Origin of the sequence: Actinoplanes sp. KI2 (assembly GCF_025630775.1) — a bacterium.
GTDB lineage: Bacteria > Actinomycetota > Actinomycetes > Mycobacteriales > Micromonosporaceae > Actinoplanes.
This window is the reverse complement of sequence record NZ_JAOSZE010000006.1, coordinates 145,301-169,662: the sequence shown is the minus strand read 5'-3', so window position 1 is coordinate 169,662 and position 24,362 is coordinate 145,301. Positions and strand designations below refer to the sequence as shown.

General features: G+C 70.5%; 30 protein-coding genes. 8 read left to right on the top strand and 22 right to left on the bottom strand.

From position 1 onward, the window contains the following. Window positions 1-27: 27 nt before the first annotated feature. The 7 genes from rlmN to ODJ79_RS08360 form a co-directional block, all read right to left on the bottom strand. Entirely contained in the window at window positions 28-1,203 is a 1,176-nt protein-coding gene (gene rlmN, locus ODJ79_RS08390; RefSeq protein ID WP_263022746.1) for a 23S rRNA (adenine(2503)-C(2))-methyltransferase RlmN, read from the bottom strand. 37 nt (window positions 1,204-1,240) lie between these two features. Continuing rightward, entirely contained in the window at window positions 1,241-2,185 is a 945-nt protein-coding gene (locus tag ODJ79_RS08385) for a phosphatidate cytidylyltransferase (RefSeq protein WP_411267283.1), read from the bottom strand. After that, window positions 2,185-2,742, bottom strand: a complete 558-nt coding sequence (frr, locus tag ODJ79_RS08380; RefSeq protein WP_263022745.1) for a ribosome recycling factor — start codon at window positions 2,740-2,742, stop codon at window positions 2,185-2,187. The genes ODJ79_RS08385 and frr overlap by 1 nt, the downstream gene beginning before the upstream one ends. Window positions 2,743-2,794: 52 nt before the next feature. After that, window positions 2,795-3,556, bottom strand: a complete 762-nt coding sequence (gene pyrH, locus ODJ79_RS08375) for a UMP kinase (protein WP_263022744.1) — start codon at window positions 3,554-3,556, stop codon at window positions 2,795-2,797. A gap of 99 nt (window positions 3,557-3,655) precedes the next feature. Continuing rightward, the gene (gene tsf, locus ODJ79_RS08370; protein WP_263022743.1) at window positions 3,656-4,486 is read right to left on the bottom strand and encodes a translation elongation factor Ts; all 831 of its coding nucleotides are present in this window, start codon (window positions 4,484-4,486) and stop codon (window positions 3,656-3,658) included. A gap of 20 nt (window positions 4,487-4,506) precedes the next feature. Then, complete coding sequence (rpsB, locus tag ODJ79_RS08365) at window positions 4,507-5,370, bottom strand: 30S ribosomal protein S2 (RefSeq protein WP_263022742.1); 864 nt, start codon at window positions 5,368-5,370, stop codon at window positions 4,507-4,509. A 244-nt stretch (window positions 5,371-5,614) separates the two neighbouring features. Beyond that, window positions 5,615-6,286, bottom strand: a complete 672-nt coding sequence (locus ODJ79_RS08360) for a hypothetical protein (protein WP_263022741.1) — start codon at window positions 6,284-6,286, stop codon at window positions 5,615-5,617. 156 nt (window positions 6,287-6,442) lie between these two features. Between ODJ79_RS08360 and ODJ79_RS08355 the strand changes: the two genes are divergently transcribed. The 3 genes from ODJ79_RS08355 to ODJ79_RS08345 are packed head-to-tail and all read left to right on the top strand — an operon-like array spanning window position 6,443 to window position 9,511. Then, complete coding sequence (locus ODJ79_RS08355; protein WP_263022740.1) at window positions 6,443-6,802, top strand: YraN family protein; 360 nt, start codon at window positions 6,443-6,445, stop codon at window positions 6,800-6,802. Further along, window positions 6,802-8,334 (top strand): YifB family Mg chelatase-like AAA ATPase, encoded by a 1,533-nt coding sequence (locus ODJ79_RS08350; RefSeq protein ID WP_263022739.1) that lies wholly within the window; start codon window positions 6,802-6,804, stop codon window positions 8,332-8,334. Before ODJ79_RS08355 ends, ODJ79_RS08350 begins: the two co-directional genes overlap by 1 nt. Further along, the gene (locus tag ODJ79_RS08345) at window positions 8,318-9,511 is read left to right on the top strand and encodes a DNA-processing protein DprA (RefSeq protein WP_263022738.1); all 1,194 of its coding nucleotides are present in this window, start codon (window positions 8,318-8,320) and stop codon (window positions 9,509-9,511) included. The genes ODJ79_RS08350 and ODJ79_RS08345 overlap by 17 nt, the downstream gene beginning before the upstream one ends. Window positions 9,512-9,561: 50 nt before the next feature. Here the strand turns inward: ODJ79_RS08345 and ODJ79_RS08340 are convergent, their stop codons facing one another. Next, the gene (locus tag ODJ79_RS08340) at window positions 9,562-9,747 is read right to left on the bottom strand and encodes a DNA-binding protein (protein WP_203780320.1); all 186 of its coding nucleotides are present in this window, start codon (window positions 9,745-9,747) and stop codon (window positions 9,562-9,564) included. 1,084 nt (window positions 9,748-10,831) lie between these two features. Between ODJ79_RS08340 and ODJ79_RS08335 the strand changes: the two genes are divergently transcribed. The 3 genes from ODJ79_RS08335 to ODJ79_RS08325 all read left to right on the top strand — a co-directional run bounded on the left by ODJ79_RS08335 (window position 10,832) and on the right by ODJ79_RS08325 (window position 12,398). Continuing rightward, window positions 10,832-11,230: a hypothetical protein gene (locus ODJ79_RS08335; RefSeq protein ID WP_263022737.1), complete on the top strand. Its 399-nt coding sequence runs from the start codon at window positions 10,832-10,834 to the stop codon at window positions 11,228-11,230. 63 nt (window positions 11,231-11,293) lie between these two features. Then, entirely contained in the window at window positions 11,294-11,482 is a 189-nt protein-coding gene (locus ODJ79_RS08330) for a hypothetical protein (protein WP_263022736.1), read from the top strand. A 511-nt stretch (window positions 11,483-11,993) separates the two neighbouring features. Then, entirely contained in the window at window positions 11,994-12,398 is a 405-nt protein-coding gene (locus ODJ79_RS08325) for a winged helix-turn-helix domain-containing protein (RefSeq protein WP_263022735.1), read from the top strand. A 397-nt stretch (window positions 12,399-12,795) separates the two neighbouring features. Here the strand turns inward: ODJ79_RS08325 and ODJ79_RS08320 are convergent, their stop codons facing one another. Then, on the bottom strand, window positions 12,796-13,314 hold the full coding sequence (locus ODJ79_RS08320; RefSeq protein ID WP_263022734.1) for a DUF6636 domain-containing protein: 519 nt from the start codon (window positions 13,312-13,314) through the stop codon (window positions 12,796-12,798). Between the two features lie 78 nt (window positions 13,315-13,392). Here ODJ79_RS08320 and ODJ79_RS08315 point away from each other — a divergent pair, with 78 nt between their 5' ends. Then, complete coding sequence (locus tag ODJ79_RS08315; protein ID WP_263022733.1) at window positions 13,393-14,301, top strand: tyrosine recombinase XerC; 909 nt, start codon at window positions 13,393-13,395, stop codon at window positions 14,299-14,301. 17 nt (window positions 14,302-14,318) lie between these two features. After that, the gene (locus ODJ79_RS08310) at window positions 14,319-15,506 is read left to right on the top strand and encodes an aminotransferase class V-fold PLP-dependent enzyme (RefSeq protein WP_263022732.1); all 1,188 of its coding nucleotides are present in this window, start codon (window positions 14,319-14,321) and stop codon (window positions 15,504-15,506) included. Here the strand turns inward: ODJ79_RS08310 and ODJ79_RS08305 are convergent. The 13 genes from ODJ79_RS08305 to proS form a co-directional block, all read right to left on the bottom strand. Continuing rightward, entirely contained in the window at window positions 15,483-15,965 is a 483-nt protein-coding gene (locus ODJ79_RS08305) for a murein hydrolase activator EnvC family protein (protein WP_263022731.1), read from the bottom strand. The two genes, ODJ79_RS08310 and ODJ79_RS08305, sit on opposite strands and share 24 nt — an antisense overlap. 59 nt (window positions 15,966-16,024) lie before the next feature. Continuing rightward, complete coding sequence (locus tag ODJ79_RS08300) at window positions 16,025-16,348, bottom strand: DUF2469 domain-containing protein (RefSeq protein WP_020517955.1); 324 nt, start codon at window positions 16,346-16,348, stop codon at window positions 16,025-16,027. Continuing rightward, window positions 16,345-17,217, bottom strand: a complete 873-nt coding sequence (locus tag ODJ79_RS08295; protein ID WP_263022730.1) for a ribonuclease HII — start codon at window positions 17,215-17,217, stop codon at window positions 16,345-16,347. The genes ODJ79_RS08300 and ODJ79_RS08295 overlap by 4 nt, the downstream gene beginning before the upstream one ends. After that, window positions 17,217-17,678 carry an NUDIX hydrolase gene (locus ODJ79_RS08290; protein ID WP_263022729.1) on the bottom strand — a complete coding sequence of 154 codons (462 nt, stop codon included), beginning with the start codon at window positions 17,676-17,678 and terminating at the stop codon, window positions 17,217-17,219. Before ODJ79_RS08290 ends, ODJ79_RS08295 begins: the two co-directional genes overlap by 1 nt. Window positions 17,679-17,722: 44 nt before the next feature. Continuing rightward, the gene (gene lepB, locus ODJ79_RS08285) at window positions 17,723-18,373 is read right to left on the bottom strand and encodes a signal peptidase I (protein ID WP_263022728.1); all 651 of its coding nucleotides are present in this window, start codon (window positions 18,371-18,373) and stop codon (window positions 17,723-17,725) included. Next, the gene (gene lepB / locus ODJ79_RS08280; protein ID WP_411267282.1) at window positions 18,370-19,266 is read right to left on the bottom strand and encodes a signal peptidase I; all 897 of its coding nucleotides are present in this window, start codon (window positions 19,264-19,266) and stop codon (window positions 18,370-18,372) included. The genes lepB (ODJ79_RS08285) and lepB (ODJ79_RS08280) overlap by 4 nt, the downstream gene beginning before the upstream one ends. A gap of 139 nt (window positions 19,267-19,405) precedes the next feature. Continuing rightward, the gene (gene rplS / locus ODJ79_RS08275; RefSeq protein WP_263022727.1) at window positions 19,406-19,762 is read right to left on the bottom strand and encodes a 50S ribosomal protein L19; all 357 of its coding nucleotides are present in this window, start codon (window positions 19,760-19,762) and stop codon (window positions 19,406-19,408) included. Window positions 19,763-19,890: 128 nt separating this feature from the next. Continuing rightward, window positions 19,891-20,649: a tRNA (guanosine(37)-N1)-methyltransferase TrmD gene (gene trmD, locus ODJ79_RS08270; RefSeq protein ID WP_263022726.1), complete on the bottom strand. Its 759-nt coding sequence runs from the start codon at window positions 20,647-20,649 to the stop codon at window positions 19,891-19,893. Further along, window positions 20,649-21,212: a ribosome maturation factor RimM gene (gene rimM / locus ODJ79_RS08265; RefSeq protein ID WP_263022823.1), complete on the bottom strand. Its 564-nt coding sequence runs from the start codon at window positions 21,210-21,212 to the stop codon at window positions 20,649-20,651. Before rimM ends, trmD begins: the two co-directional genes overlap by 1 nt. A gap of 6 nt (window positions 21,213-21,218) precedes the next feature. Next, window positions 21,219-21,476: an RNA-binding protein gene (locus ODJ79_RS08260; RefSeq protein WP_263022725.1), complete on the bottom strand. Its 258-nt coding sequence runs from the start codon at window positions 21,474-21,476 to the stop codon at window positions 21,219-21,221. Next, window positions 21,454-21,963, bottom strand: coding sequence for a 30S ribosomal protein S16 (rpsP, locus tag ODJ79_RS08255; protein WP_263022724.1), 510 nt, complete (start codon window positions 21,961-21,963; stop codon window positions 21,454-21,456). The genes ODJ79_RS08260 and rpsP overlap by 23 nt, the downstream gene beginning before the upstream one ends. Before the next feature lie 281 nt (window positions 21,964-22,244). Further along, window positions 22,245-22,934: a DUF402 domain-containing protein gene (locus tag ODJ79_RS08250; RefSeq protein WP_263022723.1), complete on the bottom strand. Its 690-nt coding sequence runs from the start codon at window positions 22,932-22,934 to the stop codon at window positions 22,245-22,247. Between the two features lie 16 nt (window positions 22,935-22,950). Then, window positions 22,951-24,357, bottom strand: a complete 1,407-nt coding sequence (gene proS / locus ODJ79_RS08245; RefSeq protein ID WP_263022722.1) for a proline--tRNA ligase — start codon at window positions 24,355-24,357, stop codon at window positions 22,951-22,953. Window positions 24,358-24,362: the final 5 nt, after the last annotated feature.

Genomic DNA, 24,362 nt, shown 5'->3' with positions numbered 1-24,362 from the left:
ACTCCGCTCGCTGGGACCTGCGCCCCGTCACTGTGCCACCTCCGCGTCGGCGGCGCCCCCTGCGCTCGCCTCCGTGAGCTCGCCCGCGGCCAGTTGGCCACAGGCGCCATCGATCTCCCGACCCCGGGTGTCGCGGACCGTCGTCGCCACGCCCGCGTCTCGCAGACGGCGCACGAACTCGCGCTCTACCGGTTTCGGACTCGCATCCCACTTGCTCCCCGGTGTCGGGTTGAGCGGGATGAGATTCACATGCGCCAGCTTGCCGTGCAAGAGCTTGCCCAGCAGGTCGGCACGCCATGGCTGATCGTTGACGTCCCTGATCAGGGCGTACTCGATCGAGACCCGACGACCGGTCTGCGCCGCGTAGTCGAACGCGGCATCGAGCACCTCGGCCACCTTCCAACGCTGGTTGACGGGTACTAGCTCATCGCGCAGATCATCATCGGGGGCATGCAGGGACAGCGCAAGGGTCACGGACAGCTCTTCCGCGATCAACCTCCGCATTGCCGGCACGAGACCCACGGTGGAGACGGTTATGTGCCGTTGCGAAAGTCCGAGGCCCTCCGGAGCGGGCGCGGTGAGCCGGCGTACCGCCTCGATCACCCGGGGGTAGTTGGCCATCGGCTCGCCCATGCCCATGAACACCACCCGGGACAGCCGCGGCGGTGAGCCGGTGACCGCGCCACTCGCCGCCACGCCGGCCAGATAGACAACCTGGTCGACGATCTCGGCGATCGACAGGTTGCGGGTCAGGCCCTGCTGACCGGTGGCGCAGAACGGGCAGGCCATGCCGCAACCCGCCTGGCTCGAGACGCAGGCGGTCACCCTGTCCGGGTAGCCCATCAGCACGCTCTCCACCAGGGCGCCGTCGTGCAGCCGCCACAGCGTCTTGCGGGTGGCGCCGTCGTCACAGGCCAGCTCGCGCACCGGGGTCAGCAGCGTGGGCAGCAGGTCGCCGGTCAGCCGCTCGCGCGTCGAGGCCGGCAGGTCGGTCATCGCGTCGATGTCGCGGACCAGACGGCCGAAGTAGTGCGTGGAGAGCTGCTTCGCGCGGAACGCCGGCTCGCCGAGCGTGGTCACGGCCGCCTTGCGGGCCGCGAGATCGAGGTCGGCGAGGTGCCGCGGGGGCATCGACGGGCGGCGCCGGGTGGTGACCGCGTCGGGCTGATCGGGACTGGTCGGGATGACCGGAAGAATCGTCATGGCGTATCCAGTGTCCCACGCCGCGAGAGTAGGTCACTCATAGCTGATGGACGATCACGGCGAAGAGGAGGTACGCGGTGGGCACCGCGAACAGGATCGAGTCCAGCCGGTCCATCACGCCGCCGTGTCCGGGCAGCAGGTTGCTCATGTCCTTGAGACCCAGGTCACGCTTGAGCATCGACTCGGCCAGGTCACCGACGACTGCGACCACCGAGATCACCGCGCCGAACAGCAGGCCCCAGTACGCCGGGATGTCGAGCAGGAAGTAGAGGAACAGCGCGCTGCCGATGGCCGAGGCGCAGATCGACCCGGCGAAGCCCTCCCAGGTCTTGCCGGGGCTGATCGACGGGGCCATCTTGTGTTTGCCGAGGAAGACGCCGGCCACGTAGCCACCGGTGTCCGAGAGCACCACCGCGAACAGCGTGCAGAGGATCCGCCAGCGGCCGTCGGAGTTCGCGTCCGGCTGCTGGAGCAGCACCGCGAAGCTGAGCAGGAACGGCACGTAGACGGCGATCATGACGGTCGGCGTGAACGCCCTGCGCACCGCCTGGAGGCCGTCGGCCAGCCGCCACAGCAGCGCCGCGACGACCGTGACCACCAGGCCGATCAGCAGCGAGTCGGGTCCGTCGTGCCAGGCCAGGCCGACCATCAGCAGGGCACCGCCGAGCAGCGGGATCAGCGGCGGCTCGGCGCCGGTCACCTTGAGCGCCCGGGTCATCTCCCAGACGCCCGTGCCGGCGGCCAGCGCGATCAGGCCGGGCAGGGCCGGCGGCCAGATCAGCAGCGAGGCCAGGACCAGCAGCACCAGGCTGACGCCGACGGCGATGGCGGCCGGGAGGTTGCGCCCGGCCCGGCTCTTGCCGCCGGTGCCCTTCTTGCCCGCGCGACGACGCCCGGGCCCACGTTTCGCGGGCTCGGGCTCCGACTCGGGTTGCGGGGTCACGTCGCCTAGGTGCTGCGGCCGCGGATCGAGGTAGGACATCAGACCTCGAGCAACTCGGCTTCCTTGTGCTTGACGAGCTCGTCGACGACCGAGACGTAACGGTGCGTCACGTCGTCGAGCTCCTTCTCGGCGCGGCGGCCGTCGTCCTCGCCGGTCTCGCCGTCCTTCACGAGCTTGTCGATCTGCTCCTTGGCCTTGCGGCGGACGTTCCGGATGGCCACCCGGCCCTCCTCCGCCTTGTGCCGGGCCACCTTGATCATCTCGCGGCGGCGCTCCTCGGTCATCTGCGGCAGGTGGATGCGCAGCTGGGTGCCCTCGTTGTTGGGGTTGACCCCGAGGTCCGAGTCGCGGATCGCGCGCTCGATCGGCCCGAGCTGGCTGGCGTCGTACGGCTTCACGATCACCATGCGCGGCTCCGGCACACCGACCGAGGCCATCTGAGTCACCGGCGTGGGCGCGCCGTAATAGTCCACCAGAATCTTGGAGAACATCGCCGGAGTGGCCCGCCCGGTACGGATCGCGGCGAACTCCTCCTTGGCGTGCTCGACCGCGCTCTCCATCTTCTCTTCGGCCTCGAAGAGGGTCTCGTCGATCACCGGCTCTTCTCGCCTCCTTGCTTTGTCAAAAATGCGGGGACGTTTTGTTGGCTCAGCTGGTGATCAACGTGCCGATCTTCTCGCCGCTCACCGCGCGGACGATCGTGTCGTCCCCCTCCGCGCCGAAGACCAGCATCGGCAGGTTGTTCTCCTCGCAGAGGCTGAAGGCGGCCTGATCGGCGACGCGCAGCCCACGCTGGATGATCTCCTGGAAGGTGGCGGTCTCGAGCTTCTCGGCGGCCGGGTCGACGCGCGGGTCGGCGGAGTAAACGCCGTCCACACCGTTCTTGCTCATCAGCACGATGTCCGCGTGGATCTCCAGCGCGCGCTGGGCGGTGACGGTGTCGGTGGAGAAGTACGGCATGCCCGCGCCGGCGCCGAAAATGACCGCGCGCCCCTTCTCGAGGTGCCGGATCGCGCGCAGCGGGATGTACGGCTCGGCGACCTGGGCCATCGTGATCGCGGTCTGCACCCGCGTCTCGATGCCCTCCTTCTCCAGGAAGTCCTGCAGGGCCAGGCAGTTCATCACGGTGCCGAGCATGCCCATGTAGTCGGCCCGGTTCCGGTCCATGCCGCGCTTCTGCAGCTCGGCACCGCGGAAGAAGTTGCCGCCGCCGACGACCACGGCGACCTGGATGCCACGGCGGATCACGGTGGCGATCTGGCGGGCGATGGACTGCACGACGTCGGGGTCGACGCCGACCGCGCCTCCGCCGAACACCTCGCCGGAGAGCTTCAGCACGACCCGGCGGGGCCGCAAGGGCGGCGAGGTCGGATCGTCAACCGGAACTGCCTGCTCGGTCACCATCGTCATGAGACCCGCCTTCCCTTCAGTGCCCAGCAGAGACCTTATGTGACGGGGAGGCCGGACGCAGAATCGCGTTCCCGACCTCCCCCGCCTCTGGCGCTCGTATTACTCCTGGCCGACCTCGAAGCGTACGAAGCGGGTGATGTTCAGCCCGGCCTCGTCGGCGATCTGCTTCACGGTCTTCTTGTTGTCGACCACCGAGGACTGCTCGAGCAGGACGAAGTCCTTGAAGAAGGAGTTCACCCGGCCCTCGACGATCTTGGGCAGCGCCTTCTCGGGCTTGCCCTCCTCCTTGGCGGTCTCCTCGGCGATGCGGCGCTCGGAGTCGACGACCTCGGCCGGCACCTCGTCGCGGGTGAGGAAGCGCGGACGCATGGCGGCGATCTGCATGCCGATGCCGCGGGCGTCGGCGTCGGCGGCCTCGTCGGTCTTGCCGGTGTACTGCACCAGGACGCCCACCTGCGGCGGCAGGTCCTGCGCCTTGCGGTGCAGGTAGACCGCCACGGTGCCGTCCAGGTCGACGAACCGGTTGAGGACGATCTTCTCGCCGATCTTGGCGCTGTACTCCTGGATGGTGTCCGCCACCGACTTGCCGTCGGGCAGCGTCGCCGCGGAGAGCGCGGCCGCGTCGGCGATGTTGTTCTTCGCGCCGAACTCGACCAGCTGCTGGCCCAGGGCGACGAAGTCCGGGGTCTTGGCGACGAAGTCGGTCTCGCAGTTGAGCTCCAGCAGCGCCTTGCCGAAGTGGCTGACGATGCCGTTGGCGGCGGTGCGGCCGGCCCGCTTGCCGACGTCCTTGGCGCCCTTGATGCGCAGGAACTCGACGGCCTTGTCGAAGTCGCCGTCGGCCTCCTCGAGCGCCTTCTTGCAGTCCATCATGCCGGCACCGGTCAGATCGCGGAGCTTCTTGACATCCGCGGCGGTGTAGTTAGCCATGGCTCTCTCTCGATGGTCTCTTACTCGGCGGCGACGGTCTCGGCGGAGACGGTCTCGGCGGAGACGGGCTCGGCGGCCTCGTCGGCCTTCTTCTCGGCGCCCTCGTAGAGGTCGCGCTCCCACTCGGGCAGCGGCTCGCCGGCCGCGACGGCGCCCGCCTCGGGCTTCGCGTCGTCGTTGCCCCGGCCCCGGCCGGAACGGGCGATCAGACCGTCGGCCACGGCGCTGGCCACGACCTTCGTCAGCAGCTCGGCCGAGCGGATCGCGTCGTCGTTGCCCGGGATCGGGAAGTCGACCTCGTCCGGGTCGCAGTTGGTGTCGAGCACGGCGATCACCGGGATGCCCAGCTTGCGGGCCTCGTCGACGGCGATGTGCTCCTTCTTGGTGTCGACGACCCAGATCGCCGACGGCACCTTGGTCATGTCACGGAGACCGCCGAGGGTCTTGGTGAGCTTGTCCTTCTCGCGGGAGAGCTGCAGGGTCTCCTTCTTGGTGTACCCGGCGGCGGTGCCGCTCAGGTCGCCCAGAGCCTCGAGCTCCTTCATCCGCTGCAGACGCTTGTACACCGTCTGGAAGTTGGTGAGCATGCCGCCCAGCCAGCGGTGGTTGACGTACGGCTGGCCGACGCGGGTCGCCTGCTCGGCGATCGCCTCCTGCGCCTGCTTCTTGGTGCCGACGAAGAGGATGTGGCCACCCTCCGCGACGGTGTCCCGCACGAAGCTGTACGCCTTCTCGATGTAGTCGAGCGTCTGGCGCAGGTCGATGATGTAGATGCCGTTGCGCTCAGTGAAGATGAAGCGCTTCATCTTGGGGTTCCAGCGCCGGGTCTGGTGCCCGAAGTGGACACCGCTCTCCAGCAGCTGGCGCATGGTCACGACGGCCATGGTGGGTTGCTCCCTGTTTTCCCTGGTTGTCACGCTCACCGGCGGTGGGCGTCCTGGCGCCCGGTCGCCGGCCACAGTCGGACCCGATGAAGATCGAGACCAGGGAGGGCCGTCGCCGCCGGTAACGTGAACGCTTCCGGCAGAGGGCACGCGAGGTCGACCGCATGTCGCGGTCGCCGAGAACCAAGCATACGCCAGCTTTTTGCCGTCGTTCTTTGTGGGGTTTCAGGCAGTTTTCTTCTTTTTAGGCGACAGCCAGCCCGGCGGCCACCATCAAGATCAAACCCACCGGGAGGTACGCCACGGGCGGGCGCAGCCAGGTCTCGCGGCTGATCGTGCCGCCCCGCGCGACCGTGAACAGCCCGACCCCGGTCAGCGTGAAGCCCAGCGTGAGCAGTACCGCCGGGACGATGCCGCGGGCGCTCGGATCGCCGGTGAAGGTGGACACCAGGAGCAGCCGGATCACCGGGATCAACAGGACGACCATCACGATCGCCACCAGGAAGGACGAAACCGGGCGGCGGGACTGGTAGACGCTCTCCGGCCGGGTCGCCACCGGAGGCACCAGACTGGTCGGTCCGGCCAGCGGCAAAGCGGGCTCCGGGACGGGGGCCGGCGCGGGAACGGGCGGCGCCATCGGCTCCGCCGTCGTCGGCCGGATCGTCGGATACTCCGGGCCGCGGACCGGGATCCGCCCCGAGTCGTACGTCTCGTTCGGCACGGCATGGCTGCCCGACGTGGCGAGGGGGTCGGTCAGCGCGTACGGGTTCGCGGCCGCGGGCCGTTGCTCCGGCAGCCGGAACGCGCCGCTCGGACGCTCATGGATTCCCGAGATCTCCGGGTCCGTGGTGCGGGCGTACTGGCCCTGGCCGGCGTACCAGCTCGGCTCGTCGTCGGCGTAACGGTGTCCTTCCACGATCTCGCACCGTAGGTGACCACGGACGGCGATGCCACCGCTGCGGCCATAACACACCCGAACGACTACCGTGCGATTTTCCACAGTTGCGCTCCGTCCACAGGTTTTGACCGGTCCGCTCGCGAAGACCGCCGGAACGGTCCACGGTTTCCGGCCATGACGACGGAACGACAGGCGGTCGGCGCGTACGGGGAGCGGGTCGCGGCCCAGCACCTCCAGCAACAGGGACTGGTGATCCTCCACCGAAATTGGCGCTGCCGCGACGGCGAGATAGACCTCGTCCTCCGCGACGGCGACACCCTCGTCTTCTGCGAGGTGAAGACCCGTCGCGGCGCGGGGTTCGGCACGCCCGCCGAGGCGGTGACCCAGCACAAGGTCCGCAAGCTGCGCGTTCTGGCCGGCCGCTGGCTCGACGAGACCGGCATCCATCCTCGTGCCATGCGCTTCGACGTGGTCGAGGTGCTGCCCCAGCGGCGCGGCGCCCCCAGGGTCGTCCACATCCGCGCGGCGTTCTGATGAGCTACGCGCGAGTGCTCTGCGTCGGCCTGGTCGGCGTCACCGGCCACCTCGTCGAGGTCGAGGCCGATCTCGCCGCCGGACTGCCCGCCGTGATGCTGACCGGACTACCCGACGCGGCATTGAACGAGGCCCGCGATCGGGTGCGAGCCGCCATCGTGAACTCGGGGCAGGAGTGGCCGAATCGCCGGATCACCGTCAACCTTCTCCCGGCCGATCTGCACAAACACGGCAGCAGCTTCGACCTCGCCATCGCCACCGCGCTCCTCACCGGCGCCGGTAGCCTGCCGGCCGGCCCGCTGCGCGAGGTGGTCCTGCTCGGCGAGCTGGGCCTGGACGGCACCGTGCGCCCGGTCCGCGGGGTGCTCCCGATGGTCGCCGCGGCGGTCCGGGCCGGCGCGACCCGAGTGATCGTTCCGGTCGAGAACGCCTGCGAGGCGACGGTGGTGCCGGGCGTGACCGTCCGGGCCGTCGACACGCTGCGACGCCTGGTGGAGTTCGTTCGCGGTCAGGAACCCCTGCTCGACCCGCTGCCGGCGGCCCCTCCGCCGCCGCCTCCACGGCTCGATCTCGCCGATGTCGCCGGGCAGCCGATGGGCCGCCTGGGTCTGGAGGTCGCCGCGGCGGGCGGACACCACTTGGCGCTGTTCGGGCCGCCCGGCGCCGGCAAGACCATGCTTGCCGAGCGCCTTCCGTCGATCCTGCCCGAGCTCGACGACACGGCAGCGCTGGAGGTGACCGCACTGCAGTCCATCGCCGGCGTGCTGCCGCCGGGCAGCCACCTCGTCCGTCGGCCGCCGTTCCAGGCGCCGCACCACAGCGCAAGCCTTGCGTCCCTGATCGGCGGCGGCAGCGGGCTGGCCCGACCGGGCGCCATGTCGCTGGCCCATCGCGGCGTGCTGTTCCTCGACGAGGTGTCCGAGATGTCCGGGCGGACCCTTCAGGCCCTGCGTGAGCCGCTCGAAACCGGGCAGGTGGTTCTCGCCCGGCTGCACGGCACGACGGAGTACCCGGCTCGTGTTCAGCTCGTCGTCGCGGCCAACCCCTGCCCGTGCGCCAGCCCGGCCGGCGATCAGCACTGCACCTGTTCGCCCCACGCCCGGCGTCGGTATCGGGCCAAGTTGTCCGGGCCCCTGCTCGACCGTATCGACATGCGGATCACGCTGCGCCCGATGCGCGCGGCCGACCTGGTCCCCGTCGACGACCCGGCAACACCCTCCGCCGTGGTGGCCGCGAAGGTGAGCCAGGCCCGGAAGGTCGCCGAGGAGCGCTGGGCGGCGCACGGATGGCAGGTGAACGCCGAGGCTCCGGGGCCGGTCCTGCGCAAGCCGCCGTGGCAGTTGCCGCCCAAGGACACCACCGACCTGCGCCGCGCCCTCGACCTCGGCCTGTTGTCGGCGCGCGGCTTCGATCGCGTATTGCGTCTGGCCTGGACTCTCGCGGATCTGGACGGACGGTCCCGCCCGGAACGTGCGGACATCAGCGAGGCCATCCAACTGCGGATGGGAGAGAGCCATGAATGGGCCGAATAGCGCGGGCTCGGACGAGGACCGCGCGGCGCGGGTCGCCCTCACGTATCTCGTCGAGCCGGGGCATCGGGCGGTTTGGGCGCTTGTGCAGGAGTACGGGGCGCCGGCGACGCTCGAGCGGCTGCTGGCCGACGATTTTCCCGATGCGGCCACGCGTAACTCGGTGCGGGCCAAGCGGCAAGGGCTCGACCCGCGGCGGTTCGCCGAGACGACGCTGCACCGGGCGGCTCGGCTGGGGGCACGGATCGTGGTGCCCTCGGACGACGAGTGGCCGGCCCGGGTCGACTCGCTCGCCCTGCTAGAGCTGGACCTGCCGGGACGGATCAACCGGGACGTACGGCCGCCGCTGTGCGTGTGGGTGCGCGGGGGCCGGCGACTGGGCGAGACGCTCGACCGGTCGGTCGCGGTGGTCGGGGCGCGGGCGTCGACCGGGTACGGCAACAACGTGACCGCCGACCTCACGTACGGGCTGGTCGAACACGGCTGGACGGTCGTCTCGGGCGGCGCCTTCGGGATCGACGCCGCGGCGCACCGGGCGACGCTGGCCGCGGGCGGGCGTACGGTCGCGGTCCTGGCGTGCGGGGTCGACCGGCCGTACCCGGCCGGGAATGCGGGGTTGTTCGAGCGGGTCGCGGAGAAGGGACTGCTGATCAGCGAGTGGCCGCCGGGGTCGGAACCGCTGCGGCATCGCTTCCTGATCCGCAACCGGGTGATCGCGGCGGCCACCGCCGGCACGGTCATGGTCGAGGCCGCCGCCCGCAGCGGCGCGATCCAGACGATGAGCCGGGTGCTCGCGCTGCGCCGGGCCGCGATGGTGGTGCCCGGGCCGGTCACCTCGGCGATGTCGGTCGGCTGTCACGAGCTGTTGCGCTCGAGGCCCGACGCCACGCTGGTCACCGACGCGGTCGACGTGCTCGAGGCGGTCGGAAAGATGGGCGAGTACGGGCGGCCGCCGGCGCGGGGTCCCGAACATCGGCGGGACACGCTCGACGAGGAGTCCGCGCTCGTGCTCGAGGCGCTGCCGCCGCGCGGCTCGATCTCGCCCGAGGAGTTGGCCGCGCGGGCCGGCCTGGCCTTACGCAGGGTGCTACGCCGGCTGTCCCTGCTGGAAGTCGCCGGTCTGGTGGAACGCCGGGACGGCAAGGTCACCCTGGCGCGGCGGGCGAAGGCGGCGCCGTGAGCCCCCACGACTCGCGTGCGCCGCCCCGCCGGGTGAGAGATGACGCCCCGTCAGTCCTCGGAGTCGTCCAGGTCGCGTCGGTGGACCTTCATCCACGCCTCGACGTCGTCGGCCAGCCACACCTTGCCCTGCGCCAGATCGGCGAGCGGCTTGGGGAAGTCGGCCCGACTGGTGATCTGGTACGCACGCTGCCGGCTGACCCCACCCAGTCGGATTCGGATCTCGTGCGCGCCCATGAGCCGGATCGGTTTCACTGCCACGTGATCGACCGTAGGCGTGAGACTATTAGTCGATCGCTAAGTTGATAGGAGACAGCTAGTCGTATGACATCTATACTCTCCCCATGACTAGGCGTCGCCAGACCTTCAAGCCGGTCCCACTGACCCCCACACACAGGCGAGATCGGCGCACCTTCTGGCGGCGCTGCACCTGCGGCCTGACCAGCCCTTGCGTCGACCGGCTGGTGCCGGCCACGCCCCTGCCGTTCCCGCCGCGCACTGCCACCACGCCTTGCCCACCGGCCGGCGCCCTCGAGGAAAGGAGCCCTCGCCACCCGGCCCTGATCGAGTACCTCGCCACGGCCCCGCTACCGCTGCACTGCGGCGTCGCCATGCTGCGGACGTTCCCTGCCGAGGCACCCCGATCACCCGATTCCCCCGAGCCATCACTCCCGCGCGCCCCCGCCGCCCAGTCCGGCGGTTCCGGCGCCTTGGGCGGCCCCGGTTCGCGCCCGTGCCCCGGTCTCCGAGCCGGGGCCGCCCCCATCCCGATCCCGCACGGCCCGACGATCGCCCGTGCTACCACCTGCCACACATCCGAAACCGCGCGCGGAGCTCGGAGCACGAACGCCAACCCGACGAACGAACGCCAATGGAGGAACGGCAGCCGGAACTGGAACAAGCCCTCGCCGATGATGCGGATCAGCCGGGCACCAGACGCGGCGGCAGCGAGGAAGTGATCTCGGCCGCCGAGGGCACGAGACCCCAGGCCACCGGTGCCGGCCGGACGGACCCGGGCGGAGCGACAGCAGGCCGCCGCAGCCGGACCGCCCCGGGCAGAGCGACAGCAGGCCGCCGCAGCCGGACCACCCCGGGCAGAGCGACAGGCACAGCAGGCCGCCGCGGCGGGACCAACCCGTGCGGAGCGACAGGCACAGCAGGCCGCCGCTGCGGGACCAACCCGTGCGGAGCGACAGGCACAGCAGGCCGCCGCTGCGGGACCAACCCGTGCGGAGCGACAGGCACAGCCGGGGCCGCAACGCCGCCGCCCCGCGGTGTCCGAGTTGCTTCAGCGCCGGCGCCGGCGGTCGCAACAGAGCCGGTGAGCGCGTCGGTCGGCTCGGTGCGCGAGATCTGCGTGCCGGGCCGGACGGGGGTCGGCGCGGTCGCCTTCGGTGCACGGGTCCGGTGCTCGGACAACAACGGCTCGTCGGATCTGATCGAAGACGGCGAGCGATTGGGGACAACGATGACCAAAACCATTCAAAGTACCGACCACCTGTACGCTCGGCCAGCCTGGGACTGCCGCGCCTGCAGACAGCCGTGGCCGTGCGCCAGTGCCAAGGCGAGCCTGCTGACCGAGTTTCGGGGCTTTCCTTCGGTGCTGACCGTCTACCTGTCCGTCCAGATGTATGACGCGTTCCGCGACCTGACGTCGCACGGCGAGACCATGCCGGCCGATCTCTACGAGCGCTTCATGTCCTGGGCCCGCGTCAACTGACATCAGCCGCGATCGAGACCACCGCCGAGACGCGATCGAGACCACCGCCGAGAGCAGCGGGCCGTGGAAGTCGTGGATCCGAGCGACATCTGGCAAGCCCCACCGACCGCGCGAAGTCAGCGCACATCGGAAGAGCGGCACGCCGAGACCCACCGCCGCGGCGCGCAGCCCCACCTGGGCCGCACACGGCGCGCGGAACATCCGGTCCACATTGCCCTGTCGGACATGAATGCCGTCGACGAGGGCAGCTGACCGCAGGCCCTGCCCTCCACACGGCACTGCCGGCGCTCCACGACGACAAACTCGCTCCACGACGGTAGGCGTACGGCGCGCGCCCGAACCGCCAACACTCGGCGACGCGGTCACGTCGACGAAGGCGCCGATGCGCCGACGCGCTGGGGCGCTGGGGCGCTGGGGCGCTGGGGCGCTGGGGCGCTGGGGCGCTGGGGCGCTGGGGCGCTGGGGCGCTGGGGCGCTGGGGCGAACCACCACACGCTTGGCACCCAACCTCGGATAGGCGGACCGGTTGGCTCCGGCCACTTTGGACCGCGGAGTGGACGCCGCAGGTCTCCCGACTGCGGTGGAACGGGCGACGGCCGGACCGCGCACCAGGCGCTTTCGCGACCCTACGAGCGATCGACGACCGCCGCCCGCCCTGCCGCCCGATCAAGTCTCGGCCTTCTCAGTGCGGCAGTTGTATCATACCTACATGGCTTCATACGTACAATATGATGGAGCGTCGTGGGCACGTAAAGTGACTGACATGATCGATCCTTCCGCGGACCGAGCGGTGTTCCGCCAGCTGGCCGACCTGCTCCGCAATCAGATCGAGTCGGGAGAGCTGGGCCCCGGTGAGCCACTGCCCAGCGAGCTGCGCCTCGCGCAGGAGTATGGGATCAGCCGCACCACCGTGCGCCAGGCCATCGGCCAGCTGCGCACCGAAGGGCTGGTGACCGTCGACCGGCCACGAGGGACATTCGTCCGGGTGCCGGAGCCGACCGAGCTCGTCACGCTGGGCCGGGGCGAACGCGCCGGCGCCCGCATGCCCACCGACGCCGAACGGCGAAAGTATCGCCTCGGCGAGGGTGTGCCCGTCCTCGTGGTGACCGCCGCGGACGGCACCGAGACCGTCCACCCGGCCGACCGGGTGCGGCTCACCCGCCCCTGAGAGAGGACCGGCGCGACCGCGACCGGCGCGACCGCGACCGGCACAGCAGCGACCGGCACAGCAGCGACCGGGGCCGCCATCACCGGCACAGCAGCGACCGGCAGCGCCGCCACCAGCACAGCAGCGACCGTCACGGCCGGGAGCGACGGCGGGCCGACGAGGGCGAGCGGGCGCGGGAACGGCCGGGTGCGCCGGGCGGCTGGTCATGGTTCGACCGTAGGGCGGGGGTACGACAGAAATCGGCGGCGCCAGAGAGCGCCGCAACGCGACCCAGCAAGCACACGACCCAGCAAGCAGACGACCCAGCAAGCACACGACCCAGCAAGCACACGACCCAGCAAGCACACGACCCAGCAAGCACACGACCCAGCAGGAACGCGACCAGCAAGAACGGGACTCAGAAGAGGCTGTAGCGCGAAACCGCCAACGTAAATCCCCGCCCGCTCTTCTCGTCCAAGCAGGTCAACCCCGTACTCTCGCTGGTGCACCGAACCGAGCCCGACCGATACGCGTGCCCGTACTCCAACGTCTCGGCTTCGGTCTCCCCGATCAGGCTGTCCCCGGCGCAGGTGAAGCCCGCCTTCCCGCCCGTGATGTGCATCCCGAACCCCCAGTCCAGCTCGCACGACGACGGCTTGGGCGGCGGCGACCAGGACTTACGGATCATGTCGCAGCGCACCTCGGACGGGCCCAGATCGCAGATGATGTTCTTCGAGGGCGTCCGGAAGAACACCCGGTCCACCACGATCGGGGCGGCCGCCGACGCAGCCGCCGACGCCACCGGGCCGCCGAATCCGGCATTGGCCGACCGCGACGAGGATGACGACGTCGACGGCGTGCCGCCGCCCCCGCTCGAGCAGGCCGCGATCGCCAGGCTGAGCAGCGCCACCAGGGGAATTCCTCGCTTCGATGCCATAGTGAGGCGAAGTGTAAGGAGCGACTGCAACCGCGTGGGAGCTTGACTCCGGCCGCCCCAGCGATGACCGTCGACGCGATGGACACCCGCCAGATGCACGAGGAACTCCCGGCCGCCATGCGCGACGCCGTCGACGAGTTCGGCCGCCACCTGTCGCGGGTCGACAACCGGTCCGAGCACACCGTCCGGGCGTACGTCGGCGATGTGGTCTCCCTGCTGCACCACGCCGCCCAGGCCGGCCGCCGAGCGCCCGGCGACCTCGACATCGCCGTCCTCCGCGGCTGGCTGGCGACGCGCATGCGGGACGGCGCCGCGCGTACGTCTCAAGCACGCCGCGCCGCCGCGGCCCGCAACTTCACCGCCTGGGCGCAACGCGCCGGTCTCGCCTCCAACGACCCCGGAGCGCAGCTGGTCAGCCCCCGCGCCCACCGCGACCTGCCCACCGTGCTGCGCGCCGATCAGGCCGGCGCCCTGGTCGAGAACCCGGAGAGCGACCGCGACCGGGCCGTCCTGGAGTTGCTCTATGCCACCGGGGTGCGGGTCAGCGAGCTCTGCGGCCTCGACCTGGCCGACCTGGACGAGGGCCGCCGCCTGATCCGGGTCTTCGGCAAGGGCGCCAAGGAGCGGGCCGTCCCCTATGGCCTGCCCGCCCAGCGCGCCCTCGACGACTGGCTGCGCCACGGCCGGCCGGCGCTGGTCACGAAGGGCAGCGGCGACGCGCTCTTCCTCGGCGTCAAGGGTGGCCGCCTGCAGCAGACCGTGGTGCGGCGGATCGTCGACACCGCCGCCCGCGCGGCCGGCCTGCCGCACACCAGCCCGCACGACCTGCGCCACTCGGCCGCCACCCACCTGCTCGACGGCGGCGCCGACCTGCGCGCGGTGCAGGACCTCCTCGGCCACTCCTCCCTGTCGAGCACCCAGATCTACACACACGTGTCGACCGAGCGCCTGCGGGCCGCCTTCAAACAGGCACACCCCCGCGCGTGACGCCGTACGATCGAGGCGTGAGCGCCGGAGACCCGCCCGCACCCCTCCCGGGTGCCCGCCTCCTGTTCTCGCTGGACCCGGCCGTGTCCTATCTCAACCACGGCTCCTTCGGCGCGGTCCCGATCGGCGTTCAGCGCGCCCAGCAGCGGCTGCGCGACGAGATCGAGGCGAACCCGCACAAGTTCCACACCCAGGGCGTGGTCGACCGGGTGATCCACACCCGACGGCACATCGCGGCGTTCCTCGGGGCCGACCCGGACGGCAGCGCGCTGGTGCCGAACACGACCTCGGCGATCTCGCTGGCGCTGCAGACGGTGCGGCTCGGTCCGGCCGACGAGGTGCTGCTCACCGATCACGGCTACGGCGCGGTCGACCTGGCCACCCGCCGCCAGTGCCGCCGGGCGGGCGCCACCGCGCGGACCGTCGCGCTGCCGTTGGCCGCCTCCGACGCCGAGGTGATCTCCCGGGTGCGCTCGGCCTTGCGGCCGGGCAAGACCAGGTTGCTGATCATCGACCAGATCGCGTCCGCCACCGCGGCGACCTTTCCGGTACGCGAGATCGTCGCGGCCGCCCGCGAGCACGAGATCCCGGTCCTGGTCGACGCCGCGCACGTCCCGGGCATGCTGCCGGTCGACGTCGACGCGATCGGCGCCGACTTCTGGGTGGGCAACCTGCACAAGTGGGCGTTCGCGCCGCGCGGGACGGCGCTGCTGGCGGTCGGTCCGGCCTGGCGCCGGCGGATCGAGCCGCTGGTCGTCTCGTGGGAGCAGGAGCAGGGTTTCCCGCTGTCGGTGGAGTTCCAGGGGACGCTGGACCTGACGCCCTGGCTGGCCGCGCCGACCGGGCTCTTCACGCTGCGCACGCTGGGCTGGGAGGCGGTCCGGGCGCACAACGCGGCACTGGTCGCCTATGGCCAGCGGGTGGTGGGCGCGGCGCTCGGGCTGGCCCCGGCCGAGCTGCCGCAGCCCACGATGCCGGAGGTGGCGATGCGGTCGCTGCCGCTGCCGGCCGGGCTGGCCACGACCGGGCCGGAGGCCGTCGCCCTGCGCACCCTGATCTCGGACAAGCTGGCCACCGAGACCGCGGTGAACGCGTGGGGCGGGCGCGGGATGCTGCGGCTGAGCGCGCAGGTCTACAACCGCCCGGAGGAGTACGACCGGCTGGCCGAACGCCTCCCGCAACTAATCGCCGGCCTCCAGCGGTAGCAGGCGCACCCGCCCGAGGCCGAGCAGGGCGAGCGGGTCGAGATAGGCGTCCCCCCGGCGCAGACCCCAATGCAGGCAGGCCGCGGCCGGGCAGCCGGGATGGCCGGCGTCGAGGCGGCCGATGGGATCGCCCGGGGCAACCTGGTCGCCCGCCGCGACGGTCGCGGTGATCGGCTCGTACGTCGTCCGGAGGCCGCCGGGATGGGCGATGCTCACCACCCCGCGGCCGGCCACCTCGCCCACGAAGACGACCGTTCCCGGACCGGCGGCACGCACCTCGGCGCCCGCGGTCGAGCCCAGGTCGACACCGCGGTGGCCGGCCAGCCAGGGCCGCGGTGGAGGCTCAAACCGGCGGGTGAGGTGCGCGGGCGAGACCGGCCAGTCGTATCTCGGCGGAGCCGCGTGGCCCCCGATGGGCACGGTCAGCAGGGCGATGAGGAGAGCGAGCACGGGTGGCATGGCAGCCACCCTGCCGAATTCTCAGCGCCCCTGCGACCGCCCCTGTGGACAACCCTCGGTCAGCTGCCGAAGCCGGCGTCGTCCGGCAGGGAGATATCCGGCTTCTCCAGCTCCTCCACGTTGACGTCCTTGAACGTCATAACGCGAACGTTTTTCACAAACCGAGCCGGGCGATACATGTCCCACACCCAGGCGTCGTGCATCTCGACCTCGAAATACACCTCGCCGTCCGAGTTGCGCACGTGCAGGTCAACCTGGTTGGCCAGGTAGAACCGGCGCTCCGTCTCCACCACGTAGGAGAACTGGCGGACGATGTCGCGGTACTCCCGGTAGAGCTGCAGCTCCATCTCGGTCTCGTACTTCTCGAGATCCTCTGCGCTCATCGCTTCTCGCCCTCCATGGCCTCATCTTCCCCCACCAACGGCGACGGCTGAGGCTGGTCGCCCGACGCCACGCCGACGGTACCCTCACCGACGCCCGGAAGCACCGGCGGCTCGGCCTCAACCTCGACGGGGACCGCATCGAAAACCTCGCCGGGGACCGCGTCGAACAGCGACGCGGCCGGCACCGTCGCCGGGCGCCGCGCCCGGGGCGGCCGATTGCCCCGGCCCGACGCCGCCGCCACGTTCACGTACGAGAACCGGTGCTCGGCGCACGGCCCGTGCCGCAGCAGCGCGGCGCTGTGCTCGTCGGTGATGTATCCCTTATGCACGGCGAACCCGTAGTTCGGAAACCGGTCGTCCAGCTCCACCATGATCCGGTCCCGGGTGACCTTGGCCAGCACGCTGGCCGCCGCCACGCAGGCCGCGACCCGGTCGCCCTTCCACACCGCGAGGCCGGGCACGCCCAGGCCGTCGACCGGGAACCCGTCGGTCAACACGTACTCGGGCGGGGTGGACAACGACGCCAGCGCGCGGCGCATCGCCGCGAGATTGCACACGTGCAGGCCGCGCGCATCGACCTCGGTGGCCGGGATGATCATGACGGACCAGGCCAGCGCCCGATCGACCACCTGCTCGTAGACCCGCTCGCGGGCCGCCGGGGTGAGCAGTTTCGAGTCGGCCAGCTCGTCGATCTCGCCCCGCTTGCCCTCGGGCAGGATCGCGGCGGCGGCCACCAGGGGCCCGGCACATGCGCCGCGGCCGGCCTCGTCGGCGCCGGCGACGGAGCGGAAGCCGCGGCGCTGCAGCGCCCGCTCGAGGGCGTAGAGGCCGCCCTCCCGGCGGACCACGGTGCGCGGCGGTGCCAGCATCAGCGCCCCCCGACAGGGACAAGCCGGCGCAGCAGGCCGGCCAGCCCAGCCGGGAAGATCTGCTCGTCGCTCGCCTCGATCTCGGCGGCCGACCACCAGCGATGCCCGGTGATGGTCTCCCGCTCGTTGTCGTCCATGCCGGCCCGGTCGACCCGCCACTCGGACACCCGGAGCAGGAAGAAATCCTGTTCCTGACGGTACGAGCGGGCGCGAAAGCTGAACTCGGTGATCTCGTGCCACACCGGGTCGCCCAGCTCGGCCGGGTCGACCCGCAGGCCGGTCTCCTCGAACAGCTCGCGCGCGGCGCCCTCGGCGAGCGCCTCGCCGTCGTCGAGCCCGCCGCCCGGCGTGAACCACCAACTCTCCCCGGGACGGGCCGGATCGCCCCCGTGCAGCAGCAGGGTGCGGCCGGCGTCGTCGACGAGCAGCACGCGCGCAGCTCGGCGGTCGATTACGGTCACGCGGCCAAGCCTATTGCGCCCGGCGTTGATCTATCGACCGGGTGCTAGTTTGCCGCCGGGGCATCGGGAATCTTGTCGAACCCGTCCGGCACCGTGAGCCACTTGGCCCGGCTGATCGGCCAGAACACCGTGAAGGCGCGGCCCACCACCGATTTCTCGGTGATCGTCGCCTCCTGGATGTTGCCGTTGCTCTCCTCGTAGTGCTCGAGCGAGTCACCCGAGGCCGAGCGGTGGTCGCCCATCACCCAGAGCCGGTCCTTGGGCACGGTGATGTCGAACTTCCGGTCGGCGGCCGGGTCCTGGTTGCCGTCGGCGTCCCGGTAGATGTACGGCTCGTCGAGCGAGACACCGTTGACCATCAGGCGCTCCTGGGCATCGCAGCAGACCACGTGATCGCCGGGCGTACCGATGATGCGCTTGATGAAGTCCTCGCCCTCGGCGCCGGACTGCCAGTCGTCGGGCGCCTTGAAGACGATGATCTCGCCGCGTTTCGGGTCGCGGAAGTCGTAAACGAGCTTGTTGACCAGCACCCGGTCCAGCACGTTGAGCGTGTGCTCCATCGACGGGGATGGAATGTAGAAGGTCTGCAGGACGAAGGCGCGCACGAGAACGGCGACCAGGATCGCCACCCCCAGCAGAATCGGAAGCTCGCGCCAGAAGGATCCCCGGCGCTTGGCGGTCTGCTCGTCAATCACGAACGGAGCCTACGACGCCGGGCTGCGAAGTTCAGTCCGGAACGCGCGGATAGACCCGCAGATAACAGAAACGGTAGGACGAAAACGTCGGACGCGGGGTCGCCACGCCGAACCGGCAACCGGCTTTCCGCCGCGGCGGTCGGATGGGCGGCGGCGTAGGTCTTCCAGACGTCGGGCACGGAGAGGCTGGTGAACCGGCTGCTCGGCCAGACGATGACGAATGCCCGGCCGATGATGTTCTTGATCGGGACGGGCCCCTGGCATCGCGCGTCCTGGGAGACCAGCCGGTGGTCACCCATGACGAACATCTCACCTGGCGGGACGGTGATCTCGGCGAACCGCCGGCTGGTGCACTGCGTCGGGTTCGGCGGCTGGTTCAGATCGGAGTTGTAGCCCTCCGCGATGTACGGCTCGTCGATGCCCACGCCGTTGACCGTGATCCGGCCCTTGGCGTCGCAGCAGGCCACCTTGTCGCCGGGCAGGCCGATCACTCGTTTGATGAAGTCGCGCTCCCCCGGGCGGCTGACCCCGACGAGGTCGCCGATGGTGCGCCCCAGCTTGGCGCCGAAGCTGTTGCTGACCGGCTCGGTGACCTCGGGCGCCCAGTTGTCGGTGCCCCGGAAGACCACGATCTCGCCGCGGAGCGGGTCACGCAGGTCATAGACGACCTTGTTGACCAGGACGCGGTCCTTGATCTCCAGCGTCTTCTGCATCGAGCCGCTGGGGATGTAGAACGCCTGCACCAGGAACGTGCGAATCAGCACGGCCAGACAGAACGCCACCACGAGCAGCAGCGGCAGCTCCTGCCAGAGCGGCATTTCCTTGCGCCGAATCATCGAGCGTCGCCGCCGCTCGGACGGCCGATAGCCCTGCATCGGTTCCACGCTTCGCATCTCCTGCCGCCGACCGGCCGAAAAGCCCCGGATACAGCACTACCGCCCGGTTGTACGGGCGGTAGCACTGGAAGGGTTCACACTGATCCCATCCGGCCCAGGCGCAAGCGTAGTTCGCCGAACGCCGGATTGATGAGTATCAGACGGTCTGCTTCTCCCGAAGCTCCTTGATCTTGGCCTTCTTGCCCCGGAGCTCGCGCAGGTAGTAGAGCTTGGCCCGGCGCACGTCACCGCGGGACACGACCTCGATCCGGTCGATCGCCGGGCTGTTGATCGGGTAGGTCCGCTCGACGCCGACGCCGAAGCTGATCTTCCGGATCTTGAAGGTCTCGCGGAGGCCGGCACCCTGGCGGCCGATCACGACGCCCTGGAAGACCTGGACGCGGGAACGGTTGCCCTCGACGACCCGGGCGTGCACCTTGAGGGTGTCGCCGGCGCGGAAGTCGGGAAGGTCGGTGCGCTGCGACTGGGCGTCGAGAGCGTCCAGCGTGTTCATCGCTGCATCCTCGTCGTGCTCAAGCGCATCGGGAGTTCGATGCGCGGGTGGGTACTGCTGATCCTCCGGCACGTGCTGGGAGGATCCTCGTCCTCGCCCCGCGGCGCGGAGCGAAAACGGCAACCTCCCTACTCTGCCACAGCAGGGGGCATGATCCGAAATCCACCCTCGTCGAGGGTCTTCCTGTCCGCTTTGTCCAAAGACGCGGGCGGGTACGCGGCCACCATGTCCGGCCGGCGCGAAGCGGTCCGCAGGAGCGACTGATCCCGCCGCCAGCGCGCGATCCGGCCATGATCGCCCGACCGCAGCACCTCCGGCACCTCCCGGTCCCGCCAGGAGGCCGGCTTGGTGTACACCGGCGCTTCGAGCAGGCCGGCGGCGTGCGATTCCTCGTCGAGGGAGGAGGCGTTGCCGAGCACGCCCGGCAGCAACCGGGTGATCGCCTCCATGATCACGATGACCGCCACCTCGCCGCCGAACAGCACGTAGTCGCCGAGCGAGACCTCCCGCACCGGCATCCGCGAGGCCGCGTCGTCGATGACCCGCTGGTCGATCCCCTCGTACCGGCCGCAGGCGAAAATCAAATGATCGAGAGAGGCCATCTCGTACGCGTCGGCCTGGGTGAACGGCTTGCCCACCGGCGACGGCACGACCAGCGTGCCCTCGCCCATCGCGTCGAGCGCCTGGCCCCACGGCTCGGGCCGCATCACCATGCCCGGCCCGCCGCCGTAGGGCGTGTCGTCGACCGTCCGGTGCACATCGTGCGTCCAGGTGCGCAGGTCGTGCACGGCGAGGTCGAGGACGCCCGTGGCGCGGGCCTTGCCGATCAGCGACAGGTCTAGCGGCGAAAAGTAATCCGGAAATATCGTGACAATGTCGACACGCATCAGAGGTCCAGCAGACCCTCGGGCAGGTCCACCACGATCCGCCCACCGGCGACATCGACCGTCGGCACGAGCGCGGTCACGAACGGAATCAGCGCCGTCCCGCCGCCCGACTTGGCCAGCACGATCAGATCCGACGCGGGCGCGTGGTCGATCCGGGCAACCGCCCCCAGATCGTCGCCACCCACCGAGACGACCCGCAGCCCGACCAGCTGGTGGTCGTGGAACTCGTCCGGGTCCGCGGGCGGCGTCAAGGAGGTGCTCTCGACCTGCAGCAGCACACCGCGGAGGGCCTCGGCCACGTTCCGGTCATGGATGCCCTCGAACTGCACGATCCCGCGGCCCTGGTGCCAGCGCACGGACTCGACGACGAGGGCCGAGGGCACCTGATAGGGCACCCCGGGAACGGCAGCCGCCGGCCCGGCGCTCACCCGGCGGCCCCGGGGGACCTCCGTGGTGAACACCGAACCGGCGACGAAGCGCTCCTCGGGCTCGTCGGTGCGCACGGACACCGAGACCTCGCCCCGGATCCCGTGCGGCTTACCGATCTGACCGACTACGAGCAGCATCGGTCAGTAGGCGTCGACGATGTCGACGCGGATGCCGCGCCCACCGATCGACCCGATGACCTGACGCAGGGCCTTGGCCGTCCGGCCGCCGCGCCCGATGACCGTTCCCAGGTCCTCCGGGTGCACGCGCACCTCGAGCCGCTTGCCGCGGCGCGCGTCGACCAGCCGGACCCGGACGTCGTCCGGGTTGTCGACGATGCCCTTGACGAGGTGCTCCAGCGCCGGCCGGAGCGCCCCGTCAGCTCGCGTCGGCGCCGGCACCGGCCGGGTCCTCTGCGGTCTCGGCGACGGCCTCGCGGTTCGGCTCGGCGGCCTCGGCGGCCTTCGGCTCGGCAGCCTTGGCCTCGGCGGCCTTCGGCTCGGCCTTGGCCGACTTCTTCGGGGTGGCCGGCTTGCTGTCGGCGACGCCCGCGGCCTGCTTGGCCTCGGCCTCGTACACCTCGGTGCGGCTCTTCTTCACCTCGGCCACCAGCAGCGGCGGCGGGGCCGGCAGGCCCTTGAACTGCTGCCAGTCGCCGGTCTTCTCCAGGATGCGCTGGACGGCCTCGCTCGGCTGCGCGCCGACCGAGAGCCAGTACTGCACGCGCTCGGACTTCACCTGGATCAGCGAGGGGTTTTCCTTCGGCTGGTAGATGCCGACGTACTCGATGGCACGACCGTCGCGCTTGGTGCGCGAGTCGGCGACGACGATGCGGTACTGCGGGTTGCGGATCTTGCCCATCCGCAGAAGCCGGATCTTAACGGCCACGGTAGTTCGCTCCTGATGACTGCGTGAGTTTTGAGACTGGGACCCACGTGGGGTTGCGGGACCGTCGCCTCGGGGATGGCAACGCGCTCAGAGTTAGAGGGCGCCTCACGCGTGCCAAGCGAAACCATTCTGCCAGATCGTCTTTCGCTGCTGCCAATCGGGCCGTAGATCCGGACAAAATTCAACTTCAAGGTCAAATTAATGTCGTATCTGGGTGCATGGTGCAGACCGTCGCTCCCGCCGAGGCCGGGCCGGGGCCCAGCAGAGCTGGCCCTGGCCCTTCATTCTGCGTGAGTGGGAAGACCCGGAACCCCGAAGACGGTCCGCGGCACCGGCGGCCGATCCCAGCCCTCCGGCATGGTCGTGGGGATGGACCAGCTCGGATCCGGCCGGAAGTCCGTCCAGGTGCCGTCGAACGGGAACTCGCCCGCCTCGATGACCTTCACCAGCCGGCGGCCCTCGGCGCGGACAGTCCGCTCGTCACGTACCCAGTAATGGTCGGGGAACGCCAGGCGCTCGGCGAACTCGTCCTCGTCCTTCCAGTGCCAGGAAAGGTCGGGGTCGACGACGATGTCGAGATCCTGGTCGGTCACGTCGATGCCGGCCACGTCGCCGTCGTCCCAGCGCAGCGCGCCGTACTCGAGGTTGACGTACCAGTTCTGGAACGTGCCGTCGTCGTCGCGGAAGAACCAGACCGAGTGGTCGCCGGCCGGCGGCACGAACTTGAGCAGACCCGGCCCGCGCCAGGAGCCCACCACGTTCTCGTACTCCAGGCGGATCCACTCGGCGAACGGCATGTCCCGGATCCCCCGGCCGTCGACGGCCCGCTCGACGACCACGGCGCTGCCGCGGGCCAGCCACAGCAGCAGTCCACGCTCGTCGTCGGAGATCACCCGGCAGGGGCGCACACAGGCCAGCCGCGGGCCGTAGACGTTGCGGTACAGAACCTGGCGGCCCGGGGCGAAACGCACGTCCGGAACCCGCGCCTCAGTAGGAGCGTGCCAGGTACGCGATCAGGTTCGGCTCCTCGTCGGAGTCGGGCATCGTGCCGTCCTCCCGGGTCAGGCAGCGGACCGTGACGGCCTTGCCGTTCGCCTCCTTCTCGCCCGCGTCGCCGACCGCCGACCACGGCACCCGCGCCCAGCCGGTCTGCGCCGCCTCGATCGCCTCGCCGAGCGTCTTCACGTCGACGGTGCGCTCCTCCCGGAACGCCAGGGCGTCGTCGTACAGCCGCTGCTGGTCGGCCTTGAGCGCGGAGGTGACGGCGCCGACCAGGTCGCCCATCGGGATCGGCGACTTCGAGCCGTCCACCCGGCGGGCCACCGTCACGTTGCCGGCCGCCAGGTCGCGCGGGCCGACCTCGACCCGGATCGGGATGCCCTGCAGCTCGGCGTCGACCGCCCGGCGGCCGAACGGGACGTCCGCGCGGTCGTCGAGCTTGACGCGTACCCCCGCTGCTTTGAGCTCGTCGCGGAGCTTGGCCGCCGCTTCCGCGACGCCCTCGCCCGCCTTGACCACCATGACCTGCACCTGGATCGGCGCGAGGCGCGGCGGAAGCCGCAGGCCGTTGTCGTCGCCGTGCACCATGATCAGCCCGCCCATCATCCGGGTGGAGGTGCCCCACGACGTGGTCCAGCAGTGCTCGACCGAGCCGGCCGCGGACGAGTACGTGATGTCGAACGCCTTCGCGAAGTTCTGCCCGAGCTCGTGCGAGGTGCCCATCTGCAGCGCCTTGGTGTCGCCCATCATGGCCTCGACGGTCATCGTGTTGGTGGCGCCGGCGAAGCGCTCGCCCCGGGTCTTGCGGCCCGGCACCACCGGCACGGCCAGGATCTCCTCCATGAACGCCTGGTACACGTTCTTGTGGATGTCGCGGGCGTGCTCGCGGGCGTCCGCCTCGGTGGCGTGCGCGGTGTGCCCCTCCTGCCAGAGGAACTCGGTGGTGCGCAGGAACGTGCGCGGCCGCAGCTCCCAGCGCACCACGTTGGCCCACTGGTTGAGCAGCAGCGGCAGGTCCCGGTACGAGTCGACCCACTTGGCCATGAACTCGCCGATCACCGTCTCGCTGGTCGGGCGCACCACCAGCGGCTCGGCAAGCTCCTTGCCACCGGCGTGGGTGACGACGGCCAGCTCGGGCGAGAAGCCCTCCACGTGGTCGGCCTCGCGGCGCAGGTAGCTCTCCGGGATGAACAGCGGGAAGTAGGCGTTCTGCACACCGGCTTCCTTGATCCGCGCGTCCATGTCGGCCTGCATGCGCTCCCAGATGGCGTAGCCCACCGGCCGGATCACCATCGTGCCGCGCACCGGGCCGTTGTCGGCCAGCTGCGCCTTGGCGATCAGGTCCTGATACCAGCGGGGAAAGTCTTCCGCACGGGGAGTGAGCACTCGAGCCATGAGGC